Source organism: Bacteroides sp. HPS0048 (assembly GCF_964240755.1).
Lineage (GTDB): Bacteria > Bacteroidota > Bacteroidia > Bacteroidales > Bacteroidaceae > Bacteroides > Bacteroides nordii.
The window spans coordinates 121,190-135,947 of sequence record NZ_CAXSVC010000001.1 but is presented as its reverse complement, the minus strand read 5'-3'; the positions used below and the strand labels follow the sequence as shown (position 1 = coordinate 135,947).

Annotated in this window: 9 protein-coding genes; 6 read left to right on the top strand and 3 right to left on the bottom strand. The window is 41.8% G+C overall.

The window, feature by feature from the left end:
• Window positions 1–50: 50 nt before the first annotated feature.
• Complete coding sequence (locus ACESQI_RS00535) at window positions 51–1,319, bottom strand: DUF2851 family protein (RefSeq protein ID WP_373125328.1); 1,269 nt, start codon at window positions 1,317–1,319, stop codon at window positions 51–53.
• A gap of 84 nt (window positions 1,320–1,403) precedes the next feature.
• Between ACESQI_RS00535 and dapB the strand changes: the two genes are divergently transcribed.
• From dapB to ACESQI_RS00505, 6 genes are all read left to right on the top strand, one after another.
• Window positions 1,404–2,132: a 4-hydroxy-tetrahydrodipicolinate reductase gene (gene dapB, locus ACESQI_RS00530; RefSeq protein WP_373125327.1), complete on the top strand. Its 729-nt coding sequence runs from the start codon at window positions 1,404–1,406 to the stop codon at window positions 2,130–2,132.
• A gap of 18 nt (window positions 2,133–2,150) precedes the next feature.
• Window positions 2,151–3,581 carry a signal peptidase I gene (gene lepB, locus ACESQI_RS00525; protein ID WP_122201163.1) on the top strand — a complete coding sequence of 477 codons (1,431 nt, stop codon included), beginning with the start codon at window positions 2,151–2,153 and terminating at the stop codon, window positions 3,579–3,581.
• Window positions 3,582–3,720: 139 nt separating this feature from the next.
• Complete coding sequence (gene lepB / locus ACESQI_RS00520; RefSeq protein WP_373125326.1) at window positions 3,721–4,659, top strand: signal peptidase I; 939 nt, start codon at window positions 3,721–3,723, stop codon at window positions 4,657–4,659.
• A 34-nt stretch (window positions 4,660–4,693) separates the two neighbouring features.
• Complete coding sequence (locus ACESQI_RS00515) at window positions 4,694–5,332, top strand: WbqC family protein (RefSeq protein WP_002558626.1); 639 nt, start codon at window positions 4,694–4,696, stop codon at window positions 5,330–5,332.
• 312 nt (window positions 5,333–5,644) lie between these two features.
• Window positions 5,645–6,862 carry an alginate lyase family protein gene (locus tag ACESQI_RS00510; protein ID WP_234130707.1) on the top strand — a complete coding sequence of 406 codons (1,218 nt, stop codon included), beginning with the start codon at window positions 5,645–5,647 and terminating at the stop codon, window positions 6,860–6,862.
• Window positions 6,863–7,104: 242 nt separating this feature from the next.
• A complete protein-coding gene (locus ACESQI_RS00505; protein ID WP_373125325.1) occupies window positions 7,105–10,680 on the top strand; it encodes a chitobiase/beta-hexosaminidase C-terminal domain-containing protein in 3,576 nt (1,191 codons plus the stop codon).
• A gap of 144 nt (window positions 10,681–10,824) precedes the next feature.
• Here ACESQI_RS00505 and ACESQI_RS00500 read toward each other — a convergent pair whose 3' ends face one another.
• Both ACESQI_RS00500 and ACESQI_RS00495 read right to left on the bottom strand, forming a co-directional pair.
• A complete protein-coding gene (locus ACESQI_RS00500) occupies window positions 10,825–13,050 on the bottom strand; it encodes a glycoside hydrolase family 3 C-terminal domain-containing protein (protein WP_007483274.1) in 2,226 nt (741 codons plus the stop codon).
• 430 nt (window positions 13,051–13,480) lie between these two features.
• Entirely contained in the window at window positions 13,481–14,716 is a 1,236-nt protein-coding gene (locus tag ACESQI_RS00495; protein WP_007483273.1) for a pitrilysin family protein, read from the bottom strand.
• Window positions 14,717–14,758: the final 42 nt, after the last annotated feature.

Genomic DNA, 14,758 nt, shown 5'->3' with positions numbered 1-14,758 from the left:
TAAAAGAGGAAAAATATTTTAGTTGCCTGATAATTGGTTAGTTTTAGTTTTTATTTCTTTCGCAAATACTCATAACCAAAACGGCAATAAAGACACTTCTTTTTATCGCAATACTCTTTTTGAAGTTGCAGTAAAGCCTGACTATCAGCAGCTGTATGTACAGGCAGTCCTGCCCCACTCCACAAACGAGTCACATAATTATTTTCTGCCTTCAGCTCTTCCAGAAAATCAGTAGCACGATCACACAAACGTTCATCCGCTTTATGCAACCCGTAAGCATAAAGAAAAGGAACAACAGTATTGATAACTAACAGATTTTGTGCGCCTGCACCAATTCCCTTTTCTTTTTGGGGAGAGGATTTACCAAAAATAAAATGACTTTCCCAATAAGGAGAAGTCTTTGCTATCAATATCTGCCTGATCTCTTTTAATGTCTTAGCCTCCATCACACGCGAAAACAATGAACGTTCCTCTTGGTAAAGAGCTGCTAACTGCGCCAGACGAACATGCGGGAAATTACCCGGACGAATTCGCAAAAAACGCCATAAAGCATTATCCATTACAGCAGACAGTTCAAATTTATGTTGTAAATAACGGAACTCATTCTGCATCCGGGCCTGATAATCATCTGTAGCATCTTCCTCCAGCAAACCTGCCTGCCCAAAGAAGAAAGCTTCTATCTGTGTCAGATCATCCCGATGCTTATCTACTGCCCGAAAAGGGACCAGATTGGCCCATGTTTCAAAAGCATCTCCATTCAGACCAAAACCGAAATTACGGGCCAGGGTAATAAAAAAAGCATCTTCCCAATTATTATTACAAGAGTGCAACCGTTTGGCTATCACATCAGCCTTTTGCTGAAAACGTTCTGTCTGCAATGCACTAAGCCAGGAATGGATCGTCAACTTAGATAAAGCGGACAAAATAGAATAACAGGGAGGATAAATATCACTTGCATGAAGTTCTTCATAATGTTGCTTTACATGTTCCGGACACACAAGTAACAACTGGGAAACCTGCCCGCCATTGGAACAAAAAACCTCACAATCAGCTTGTTCAACAACATGTAAAATGACCGAATCATAAGCTTTATCATGATCGTGTCCATGACGATACCAATCAGAAGAAGTTGTGTGTATTTCTACATTACCTACCCAAAGAGTGCCGTCTATCTTTAGTTTGGCATTAAAAAAATCGGGACCGGCATGCGTATTTTGCAAACCGGTATCAATGACTTCTACCGGCAATCCTGAGGTTGTTTGCAATGGAGTAAGAGGGAATATTTTATGTTTCCAGACATAGTGCAAGAGTTGTTCCATGTTAACAAGACGTTAATGTGTTCGACAAATGTAATAAAAATCTTATCTTTGCGACTATTATTTTGAATATAAGTCAGTAAAACAATGAAAATAGCATTAATCGGTTATGGAAAGATGGGCAAAGAACTGGAAAAAGTTGCCCTTAGCCGCGGACATCAGATAGTCTGCATTATCGACGTCGACAATCAGGATGATTTTGAATCTGAAGCATTCCGCTCTGCGGACGTGGCTATTGAATTCACCAATCCGACAGTGGCATACAACAACTATATCAAGACATTCAACGCCGGCGTAAAGCTCGTTTCAGGCAGTACCGGATGGATGGCAGAACATGGTGACGAAATAAAAAAACTTTGCGAGAAAGAAGGGAAAACACTTTTCTGGTCTTCTAATTTCAGTCTGGGAGTCGTTATTTTCTCTGCTGTCAACAAATACCTGGCAAAGATAATGAATCAGTTCCCAATATATGATGTGACCATGAGCGAAACACATCATATACATAAACTCGACGCACCAAGTGGTACTGCTATCACACTGGCCGAAGGTATCCTTGAAAATCTGGACCGTAAAGACCATTGGGTAAAAGAAGTGGCTGTCACAGCCAACGAATTACCTATTCACTCCATTCGTGAAGGAGAGGTTTTCGGCATTCACACCATTCGTTACGATTCGGCAGCTGACAGTATCTCCATTACACACGATGCCAAAAACCGTGGTGGATTTGCCTTAGGTGCTATATTAGCTGCCGAATATACTATGGATAAACAAGGGTATTTAGGCATGAGTGACTTGTTTCCGTTTTTGAAAGAATAATTATAAATAAATTATATCATGGAAAAAGCAACGCGCGCACAATGGATTAAATGTGCCATCGTTATCCTCCTCTACCTGGCTTTTTTAGTATGGGTGAAAAGCTGGTGGGGACTCATCGTAGTTCCTTTTATCTTCGACATTTATATCACGAAGAAAGTCCCCTGGTCATTCTGGAAGAAATCGAAAAACTCTACAGTACGTAATGTCATGAGTTGGGTGGATGCCATTGTTTTTGCATTGGTAGCTGTATACTTCGTGAACATATATGTATTTCAAAACTATCAGATACCTTCTTCTTCTTTAGAGAAATCTCTGTTAGTAGGTGATTTTCTATATGTAAGTAAAATGAGCTATGGCCCTCGTGTTCCCAATACACCCCTCTCTATGCCGTTGGCGCAGCATACATTGCCTCTTGTAAACACTAAATCGTATATCGAGTGGCCACAATGGAAATATAAACGTGTTCCGGGATTTGGTAAAGTGAAAATGAACGATATTGTAGTATTCAACTTCCCGGCAGGAGATACTGTAGCTGTCACCTATCAACAAACTGACTTCTACGATAACATCATTTATCGGGAAGGAAAAGGGACTTTTTCCAATCCGATCAACATGGATAGTCTGAATCGTAAACAACAACGGATCGTATATGACCTTTATCGGGATGCCGGTAGAAAATACGTGTTTGCACACCCTGAAAAATTCGGTAACATAATCTATCGGCCGGTAGACCGCCGCGAAAACTATGTAAAACGTTGTGTCGGACTTCCGGGAGATACTCTTCAGATAAAAGACCGCATCATATACATCGACGGTAAAGCACAGGAAGAACCGGAAAACCTTCAGTTCCTCTATACCGTACATGCTACCGGTAAGATGATACCCAACGAATTCCTCCATGATGAGTTGGGATTAAGCAACGAAGATACAGAATACTACCAACCGGGAGCAACTGTTTTCTACTTGCCACTTACCCAAAAAGCACGCAACACATTGCTTGCACGCAAAGACCTTGTTACTTCGATAGAACCAATCTCAACAGAGAGACCCTCACACGATCTCTATCCACTAAACTTGTATACAGACTGGACAGTAGACAATTATGGTCCTATATGGATACCAGCCAAAGGTTCTACCATCACACTGACGATGGACAATCTTCCTATTTATGAGAGATGTATTGTTGCGTACGAAGGTAACAAGCTGGAAGTGAAAGACGATGGTATCTACATCAACGGACAAAAAACAGACAAATATACCTTCCAGATGGATTACTACTGGATGATGGGTGATAACCGCCATAATTCACAGGATTCCCGTTATTGGGGTTTTGTACCCGAAGATCATGTAGTAGGTAAGCCAATTGTAGTATGGTTATCTCTCGATAAAGACCGGGGGTGGTTTAACGGAAAGATCCGCTGGAACCGTATCTTTAAATGGGTGAAATGAGTGTGAGTTTGTGAGTTGGTAAGTTTGTAAGTTTGCGAGTCGATAAGTTTATGAGTTGGTAAGTTGGTAAGTTCTCAGTAGTTATCATAAATTGAAACTAAAGAACTAAAAAACTGAAAAACTAAAGAACTAAAACGCCATGAAGAGAAATCTAAAATGGATAATAGCATTAGCCGGAGCAATAATCATCGTATTATTGCTCCGCAGCTTTGTTTTTACCTCATGCCTTATCCCTTCGGCAGGTATGGAAAATTCTCTCTTCCGCGGTGAACGTATATTAGTAAACAAATGGAGTTATGGACTTCGCCTGCCACTGATGTCTCTTTTTTCTTATCACAGATGGAGAGAACGAAAAGTGGAAAAAGAGGATATTGTTGTATTCAATAATCCTGCGAGTACAACACAGCCCGTTATAGACAGGCGGGAGGTATTTATAAGCCGTTGTGCAGGTGTACCAGGAGATACCTTATTGATTGATTCACTATTTACGATAGTATCCTCCCAAACCGTAGCAGGACCTGACCGTAAAAGGTTGTATACCTACCCGAGAACCAGAGAAGAACAACTTGATTCGCTCCTGAGCATTTTATCCATAACTCCCAATGAACTGATGGGACAGGATTCCGTCAATAACGTACGAAGTTTCAGCCGTTACGAATATTACCTACTGGAACAGGCCATGAACGGATCAAACTGGATACAGCCACTTGAGTCAGACCGGGAAAAACAAGTAGTTAACCCGCTGATAATCCCCCGGAAAGGGATGGCTGTCCGGGTATACCCCTGGAACAGGACACTACTCCGTAACACACTTGTATTGCATGAGGGTAAACATGCAGAAATCAAACATGATACATTGTATGTAGACGGACACCCTGTACAACACTGTTATTTCAGTAAGGATTATTATTGGATGGTATCCAATAATTCTGTTAATTTATCCGATTCACGCCTTTTCGGACTTGTACCACAAGATCATATTATCGGAAAAGCCTCTCTTATCTGGTTCTCCAAAGAGAGTAATACAAATCTGTTTGAAGGTTACAGGTGGAATCGTTTCTTTCAACCTGTACGATGAGAATAAATGATGAATATTTAATGATGAATTACAAATGAAAACTGTTTTTCTCTCTTCAGCCTATCTGGCTCCCGTAGAATACTATAGCAAATTGGTTACCTATGATAAAGTTTTTATCGAGCAGCATGACCACTATATGAAGCAGACCTATCGTAATCGTTGTACTATTGCCGGTCCGGATGGTGATATTGCACTTTCTATCCCTACTGTAAAACCGGAAAATCCGAAATGCCCCATGAAGGATATCCGTATTTCCGATCATGGGAATTGGCGCCATATGCATTGGAATGCTATTGAATCGGCCTACAATAGTACTCCGTTTTTTGAATACTATAAAGATGATTTTCATCCGTTCTATGAGAAGAAATACGAGTTTTTAATCGATTTCAACGAAGAACTCTGCCGACTTATTTGTCAACTGACAGATATTGAAGTAGCCCTAAAACGAACTACAGAATATAAAATGGATTTTGCTCCGGATGAGTATGATTTCAGAGAAGCCATTCATCCCAAAAAAGATTTCCGGGAGACGGACCCGGAATTTATTCCCCATCCTTATTATCAGGTATTCGAAGCCCGGAATGGTTTTCGTCCGAATTTAAGTATGATAGACTTACTATTCAATATGGGGCCGGAAAGCTTATTAGTCCTACAACCACAAACAAGAAAATAGAGCAATAACCTTTTTTAAGATATTTCTAAACAAGAAAGCATCTTCAAACAATCTGTTTCTACTTCTTTTCGAGATAAAAAAGAAGTAGAAACAGACAGGCAAATTTATACTCAATCAACACATAGAAAAAGTATACTAAAAAAAAGCTTCTCCTTCCTTTTCCTAAACCATTATTTCGTGTTTTTATCACGAAGATACACCGGTACAAGCTTTTGAGATAAAATTTAAAAGTGCACCGGTACACTAAAAATAAAATTCCATCCGAATGATACCAGGCTTTGAAAAGTTTAGTAAATTCAAAACAAAAACACTATGAAAGCAAGAGTTACCTCATTTATTGTCGTTTTATTGTTCACAACCGGCAGTATGCATGCACAATCTATTTGGGATGCAGAGCATCTCAAAACCGTCAAACAATCTATACAGGAGCAACCTTATTCAGACATCTTTCAGGAGCTAAAATCAAGAGCTGATAAATTACTCAATGCAGTTCCTTATTCCGTCATGGATAAAGAAAAAACACCTGCCAGTGGAGATAAACACGACTACATGAGCCAGGCGCGTTATTACTGGCCCGATCCGACAAAGCCCGACGGCTTACCATACATCAGCCGCGACGGAGAATCAAATCCTGAACTGAACAAACTGGATCGTAACCGCCTGGGAAGTACTGCCAGCCGAATAACAACACTCAGTTTGGCATGGTATTTCAGCAACGACGAACGTTATGCACAAAAAGCAACGGAACTGATCCGTGTATGGTTCTTTAATAAAGATACCCGAATGAACCCTAACCTGGAATATGCCCAAATGATTCCGGGACGCCACAACAACAAAGGCCGCAGTTTTGGAGTGATTGACACTTATTCTTTTATAGAAATGCTCGATGCAGTGCAATTACTGGAACAATCGCAAGCATTCACAAGTAACGACTCCAAACAACTCAAAGCCTGGTTTGGGGAACTGTTAAACTGGATATTGACAAGCGAACAAGGAAAAGAAGAGCATGATGCCAAAAACAATCACAGTATAGCCTATGATGCACAAGTAATCGCTTTCGCTATGTATGCCGGAGATCAGGCCACTGCAGAACGGTTCGTTAAAGAATTCCCCGAAAAACGTATCTATAAACAAATTGAGCCGGACGGCAAACAACCTCAGGAGCTTCGCCGCACACTCGCTTTTGGTTATTCAGAATACAACTTACAACACATGCTTGACATCTTTGTAATGGGAAAGAAAATGGGACTTTCCCTCGACAACAGCACATCTTCCGACGGACGTAACTTCTACAAGGCAGCTGATTTTCTCGCAGCCTATCTGGGTAAAAATGTATCAGCATGGCCTTATCAACAAATCAGTGACTGGAATATGAAACAACAAGAGCTTTGCAAAGACCTGTATCGTATCTATCTGATGAATCCGGCACGTACAGATTACCTTAGCTTGTACAAAGCCAACAATAAAATAGATATCAAAAGTGAATTCATTCTACTCTATGTACGTCCCGAAGATATAAGTAACAAATAATACCTTATTCACAAAACACAGCAGCAAAAGCTCATCTGGCCGATGCTTTCTACCAGATGAGCTTTTTCATTATCTGATCTATATATCCCCCCTATCCTATTCAGTAAATCATTTTATCCACCTTTCTCTAAAGAAATCCCAATTTTTCCACTTTATAGGAAAATATGTACCCGTCTATTCTCTCTACATAAGATACTTTTGTGATAAGTTTTATGATGTGATACTTAAAAAACCAATCAATTATGAAAAACTATTGGAGACTTTTCCTCTCTTTACTCTTTTTGTGCAGCGCTTTATCCCTGCAGGCTGCCGTAAAATCGTTCACAGAATCTTTTGTCCTTTACACCAATTCAGAGGGGTTAACCGCCGCTTACAATGAAGGTTGGTGCCTCGATGGAAAAGGATCAGGAACTTTCGCTTATTATTCATCCCGCTCGGCTACATTTCCCGATGCACTTACTGACGGCACCGTCACTATGGAATCGGACTGGCTGGACGTTAAAGGAGCTAATAACAATAAAGGAGCTGTATTTACCGTCACTGGTATCTCCGGACTGAAATTAGCCTTTCAAAGTGGTAGCGCCGCAACCCGCTATGTGCGTGCCGTTATTTCCGGCAATTCAGGAACAAATATCACTCTGTTAGGAGGAAGCGATGCCAATGAGGCAGGTGTGCTTGAGACCTCTGATTTGATCCCTGCCGAACAGTATACCATCACTGTCACCTCCTGGGCAGAGGAAACTTGCACAAGTGGAGCCGACAGTCGCTTGTATTACGTAGCTTTCATTGCAAATTCTCAGAATCTTCCTAATGCCGCCTACGTCTACGATTCTCAATATTCCAATTACTCCATTACCAAAGATCCGGTCTATCTGACATTGGTAAAATCGTTTACAGTAACAACGATTGATGCAAACAACTATAACTCCATCCCGGGCACTTATTATAAAGAGAGCTTAAAAGAGTACGATCTGGTAGTTGCTTCTGAGTCTGTTGCCAGTACAAATAAATTTGGTATAGCCCTATCAGACCTGGTAGGAAAAGTTCCAATGTTAAATTTAAAAGCGTTTTATTATGGAAGTGCGTCCTGGAACTGGGCCAGTGCAATAAACCCCACAGCCGGTTCTACAGGATGGAATCAAATCATAGTATCCGATGCATTTAAAACACACTCTCTATTCAAAGGCATCAATTCTGACGGTACCATCACTCTCTTTGACGGTACAGCGAAAACAAGTAATAATGTACAGAGCTATACCTCTCCTAAAGAGATTATCGCTTCGGATGAAGTACTTGCTACCAATGCCTCAAACGGATATAATGCCATACATGAGCATAAACAGAGTAACGGAAAAAATAGCTATATACTCATTCCTCTCTCTTATGCCGCAATTGAAACATTAACCCCTGATGCGAAAACGCTGATCACAAATACAGCTTCTTATCTGGCTGCAACAAAAAGTGAATATACCGTGCCCGCACAAGTGGAAAATCCCGTTATCAGTTATGACACCGATAATAATGTAACAATCAGCTGTCCCACCCATGGAGCTACCATTTATTACAGTAAAGACGGCTCCGCCCTATCCTCTTCAGCCTCTGTATATACAGAAGGATTCTCTTTGAGTACAACCACCACACTTAAGGCAATCGCCGTAAAAGAAGGAATGCTCCCGTCGGAAGAAGTTTCCGAATACATTGTGATTGCCAGAGAATGTGGGCCGCAAGTACTCGATCCGGAGCGTCTGAACCGGGGAGCCATTGCAACCTACACCAACGATGGAATGCTGGTAAACTGGCGTTGGCTTGCCACAGATCCCGATGATATTGCTTTTAATATATATCGTGACGGTACAAAACTAAATACTCTGCCACTCTCATCACGTACCAATTATCTGGATGCTGAAGGATCAGTTAATTCAAACTATACAGTCGAAGCATTGAGTGCCGGTAAAGTAGTTGAAACCGCTGCAGCATTAGTTTTGGAAAAAGGATACCTGAACATTCCTCTCGACCGCCCTCAAGGAGGCACAGTTCAAGGCAGTAGTTATACCTACACCCCAGGAGACGCAAGTGTAGGTGATGTAGACGGAGACGGTGAATATGAAATTATCCTGAAATGGGACCCCACCAATCAATGCGACAATGGCCAGAATGGTAGCCAGAACTACACCGGCAATGTTTATCTTGATTGTTATAAACTGAATGGAACCAAATTATGGAGAATAGATCTGGGAGTTAATATCCGTGCCGGTGCTCACTATACTCAATTTATGGTCTATGATCTGGACGGTGACGGCAAAGCCGAAGTAGCTTGTAAGACAGCCCCGGGAACCATTGATGGACAGGGAAACCATGTAATAATGGGTAGTGACGATCCTACTGCCGATTATCGTGGAACCTATGGTGGTAAGAAAGGGGTCATAAAAACCGGTCCGGAGTACCTGACTGTTTTTGAAGGAAGCACCGGTAAAGAACTCTCTACCGTAGCTTATGAACCAAGTCGTAATATTATCTCAGACTCAGCATGGGGTGACAGTTATGGAAACCGAAGCGAACGCTATCTGGCATGTGTTGCCTATCTGGACGGGAAGAAACCAAGTCTTGTGATGTGCCGGGGATATTATACAGCCGCTTATCTCTGTGCCTGGGATTTTGATGGTAAGGAGTTGAAGAAAAAATGGATGCACGCATCCACCGTCAAAGGACAAGGTGCTTATGGTGAAGGTGCCCATAGCCTTGCCGTAGGAGATGTAGATGGTGACGGATGTGATGAGATAGTTTATGGCGCTTGCTGTATCGATCACGACGGTTCATTACTCTATCGTACGGGATTGGGACACGGAGACGCTCTTCATTTAGGGGACTTCATTCCGGATCGTGATGGCCTGGAAGTATTTATGGTACACGAAGAAAAGTCGGCTGCTTATGGTTTTGAAATGCGTGATGCCCGGACCGGAGAAATACTTTCGGGACGTAAAATGGGGGCAGACATCGGCCGTGGTCTTTGTGCAGATATCGATTCGCTTTCACGTGGTGCCGAATATTGGTCGTTAGCCAAATTCAATGTAACCGCTGATGGCAAGTACAATAACATCACCTTCGACTGCAATGGTGATTCTATCTCTACCAGACGACCACCTGTAAACTTCCGCACCTACTGGACAGGCAATTTATCCGAAGAATTACAGGAAAAAGGCATCATCTCACAATGGGTAAACAAAACCTCCAATTGCTCTACCCTTACGGATTTTGTATCGACTTATGGCTGCGGTGTAAACCTCATTAAAGATACCCCTTCGCTGCAAGCCGATATTTTCGGAGACTGGCGAGAGGAGTGTATCTATTATGATGAAGCCACCAAGAGTAATCTGATGATCTTCTCTACTCCATTTACCTCTCCGTATCGGGTTCCGTGCCTGATGCACGATCACATTTACAGAATGTCTATCTGCTGGCAGAATGTGGCATATAATCAGCCTCCTCATTTGGGATATTATTTGCGTGACTATGTAAAAAACCAACAATCCAACCCCACCGGCATATCACAACCCTCTATAACGGAAGAGCAAAGTAATATTGAAATACCTTTCACTCTTATTTCCGAGGGCATTGTTATCCGTTATACAGACATGAATAATACATCCTGCAACATTCGTGTTTATTCTCAGGATGGTTTGTGTGTATATCACGCAACAAATAAGTTTCAAGGAAACGGAGAAATTAAGCTTGAAGGTCTGGAAGAACTGAAAAAAGGCGTTTACCTGCTCTCTGTAGTTGCTGATGGAGTAAGAACTGTTAGGAAGATTATACGATAAAATAGAATAAAAACGAAATAAAGCCCATCATTGAAATACTGTTCATCAATGATGGGCTTACAAATTTTGTAAACTTGATTTAGAGATAAAATAGCCCAGTAACCAACCATTATCAGATAGTATAACTATAATACACTGATCTTTTTATTTCAATTCAAAAGGAACCACTCCTTTAATATCGGCGGCAGAGGCAGCTATTACAGCTTCAAACTTACCCGGTTCGGCCACCCATTCATGTTTGGCGTCATCGAAGAAACTCAGAGCATCTTTAGCAATCGTAAATGATACGGTCTTTTCCTCACCCGGAGCGAGCTTTACTTTATCAAAACTTTTCAACTCTTTAACAGGCCGGGGCAAAGATGATTTTTTATCACTGATATAGAGCTGGACTACTTCCTGACCTTCACGGGTGCCAGTGTTCTTTACAGATACCGTAAAAGTAATTGTATCATCGGCAGACATCGTTTTCTTATCGGCAACCGGTTTACCATATTCAAATGTAGTATAACTCAACCCATAACCAAACGGAAAGAGTGGCTTCACCTTCTTCTGTTTATCGGTCCAACGATACCCTACGAAAATACCTTCATTGTACTTTTCGTTGACAATGTTACCTACCTTTTCATTGCCGGGATACTCGCCCAGCTGATGTGCGGGCACGTCTTCCAACTTAGCAGGAAAGGTAAAAGGTAATTTACCGGACGGATTCACATCACCAGTCAATACAGCAGCAATAGCTGTCCCTGCCTCCGAACCTAAAAACCATGCCTGCAAAATAGCGGGGACTTCTTTCACCCAAGGCATTGCAACAGCATTGCCGGAGATATTGATTACAATCAGGTTCTTATTAGCTTTGACGAGTTCTGTAATAACTTTATCCTGATCGTACGGTAAACCAAGTCCGGCACGGTCAGAGTCCTCACAATCCTGATGCGCACTTTTGTTTAATCCTCCAATGAATATTACATAATCCGCTTCACCTGCCACACGTACAGCCTCAGCAATAAGTTCCTCTGGAGTACGGTCATCTTTCAGATTCTGCCCTGAAACGACGCCGTTGTACTCGCCACTTGCATCACCTACATAACCGCGCGCATAGACAACTTCTGCCTTATTACCAACGCGGTTGCGAATGCCATCCAGCGGAGATATTTCACGTTGCACTTTCAAAGAAGAAGAACCACCACCTACAGTCATCATCTTTACAGCATTCTCACCGATCACAGCAATTTTTTTTGTATTATCAAGATCGATAGGTAAGAGATCGTTGTTATTTTGTAACAATACAATTCCCGCTTCACCTATCTTACGGGCAGCTTCATAGTGTTCCGGTGATCTCATTGTGCCATAAGGACGGTTACGATCCATTGTTGTACGGAAGGCTAGACGAAGAATACGGCGTACCTTATCATCCAACTCTTTTGTACCTACCTTACCCGACTTTATACGTTCGAGATAAGGTTGCGCCAGGTAATAATTGTCATAAGCATTACTCGTACCGTTAGACAAACCATTGGTCCAGCTACCAAACTCCATGTCGAGTCCGTTGGTTATAGCCTGGTCTGTGTCATGTACACCTCCCCAATCGGATACAACTACACCATCGAATCCCCATTCACCTTTTAATATGTCATTCAGCAGGTATTGATTATGGCAAACATGTTGATCTTTGTACAAATTATAAGAACCCATGATGGCCCATGTGTTACCTTCCTGAACAGCTGCCTTAAAAGCAGGCAGATAGATTTCGTACAGAGTACGGTCATCTACTATCACATTTGTAGTGTGGCGATTCACTTCCTGGTTATTCAACGCATAATGCTTCACACAGGCAGCCACTCCATTCTTTTGTACTCCCTGTATATAAGGAACAACCATACGCCCAGCCAGATAAGGATCTTCGCCCATATATTCAAAATTACGCCCATTCAACGGTGTACGATAGATATTCACACCCGGTCCCAACAAAACGGTTTTATTACGATAGCGAGCTTCTTCTCCGATACTTTTTCCGTAGAGCATAGACACTGTCGGATCCCAGGTAGCAGCCAGACAAGTTAAAGCCGGAAAAGCCACACAAGAATCATTGGTCCAGCCAGCCTGATCCCATTCATCCCACAACACTTCGGGACGTATACCGTGAGGTCCGTCTGTCATCCAAAACTCCGGAATACCCAAACGCGCCACACCCGGGGAACTGAATTTTGACTGTGCATGCGTCATGGACACCTTCTCCTCTACTGTCATTCGGGATAGAGCATCCTCTACTCTCTCTTCTATCGGCTTGCTATCGTCAAGATAAACCGGGGTCTGCGCAAAAACAGGCAGAGCAGTCAGGGACAAGCCCAATAACATTGATCTTACTTTCATGATACTATTTACTTATTATACAAAAAAATTAAAACGAGACGTTTCGTCGTATACCAGTTATTTAGCTATAAATATATTAGTTAAACGACAAACAAGTTCCTTTTTATTAAACAAATTCACTAACATTAAGAATTGCATATACCTGCCGTTCCTCAATTAAGTGATACGACAAGCGCAAAACGCAACAATCGTACCGGTCTCATCCCTTAATCTATATGTGTCTCATTCTCTTCTATCATACATTATAATCAAACGAACGAAAGGTCGTAATTGAACGATGTACGACATGTGCATGTCGTGCTGTACGAGATGCACATGTCGGGATGTTCCACATGCACATCTCGTGCAGTACCAGATGTGCATGTCGTACATCGTTCTTCACCGGGATAAAAGAGATACCCCGGGAAGAAAAGCCGTAAGTGCTATAATATCATTTATAAATCAGCGTAGACAGATATTCCTCTGCAAACATCTCATTGGCTACTTCAAGAAGATTATCTGCCGTCAATGTCTCTATACGTTTACAGACTGTATCCAGATTCTCAAACTTATTGTAATGCAGGAAAGTTTTAGCCATACCCAAAGCATTGTTCTCAAAGTTATCCGAAGCTACACAGATTTGCCCTATCAACTGTTTTTTGGCAGCTTCAATTTGTGAGGAAGTCATCTTTACATCACGCATCCGCTTTAGTTCTTTATAAGTCAATCGCAGACAAGTATCCACATCCTCAAGGTCTGTACCAAAGTAGATGGAAAAAGCACCGGTATCCGTATAAGAAGTCAGATTGGATTCTACATTGTATACCAACCCACGGCGTTCACGTAAAGCAACATTCAGACGACTATTCATACCGGGACCACCCAAAATATTATTCAGCAGATAGAGAGCGGTACGTTTATCATCATAAGCATTATACCCCCGGCTCCCTAACATCACATGAGCTTGGTGAGTATCTTTCGGTATTACCAGGTGTTCCGGGACATATAATGGCGGTGGAGTACGCAAATTTTTCACCTCGCCAGCCGGTATATCCGCCATCAGTTTTTCCAACATATTCACTAACCTCTTAAAATCAATTTTTCCCTGAACAAAGAAAACCATATTAGAGGGTTGATACAGTCGTTGTGTAAATGCCAGAGCATCAGCTGTCCGGAATTGCCTCAGCAGCTCCGGGCGCCCCAAAATATTACGCCCCAATGGATGCCCACGGAATATCATATCTTCAAAGTCATCAAAGATCAATTCCGAAGGATTATCTTCATAAGATTGTATTTCGTCAATGATCACTTCTGTCTCTCTTTCTATCTCACGCTGCGGAAAAGTAGAACGGAATACAATATCGACCAGCAATTCTACTGCACGCGACAGGTCATCTGCCAGAAAAGCAGAGTAAACTACCATCTCTTCTTTATTGGTATAGGCATTCAAATCACCTCCCACAGCCTCCATACGGTTTAATATATGCCAGGCCTTCCGCTTTTGCGTGCCTTTAAAGATAAGATGTTCTACAAAATGAGCCATTCCCTGTTCATTTTCAGTCTCATCACGAGTACCGGCATTCACAGCAAAACCACAATAAGTCACATCGGAAACTACAGGTTTACAAATAATCCTCAAGCCATTTGACAGAGTATGCTCGACCTGCTCCGTTAGTAAATTCTTCATTATCAGTACTAAGTTTTATTGATGCTACAAAAATACAATAAA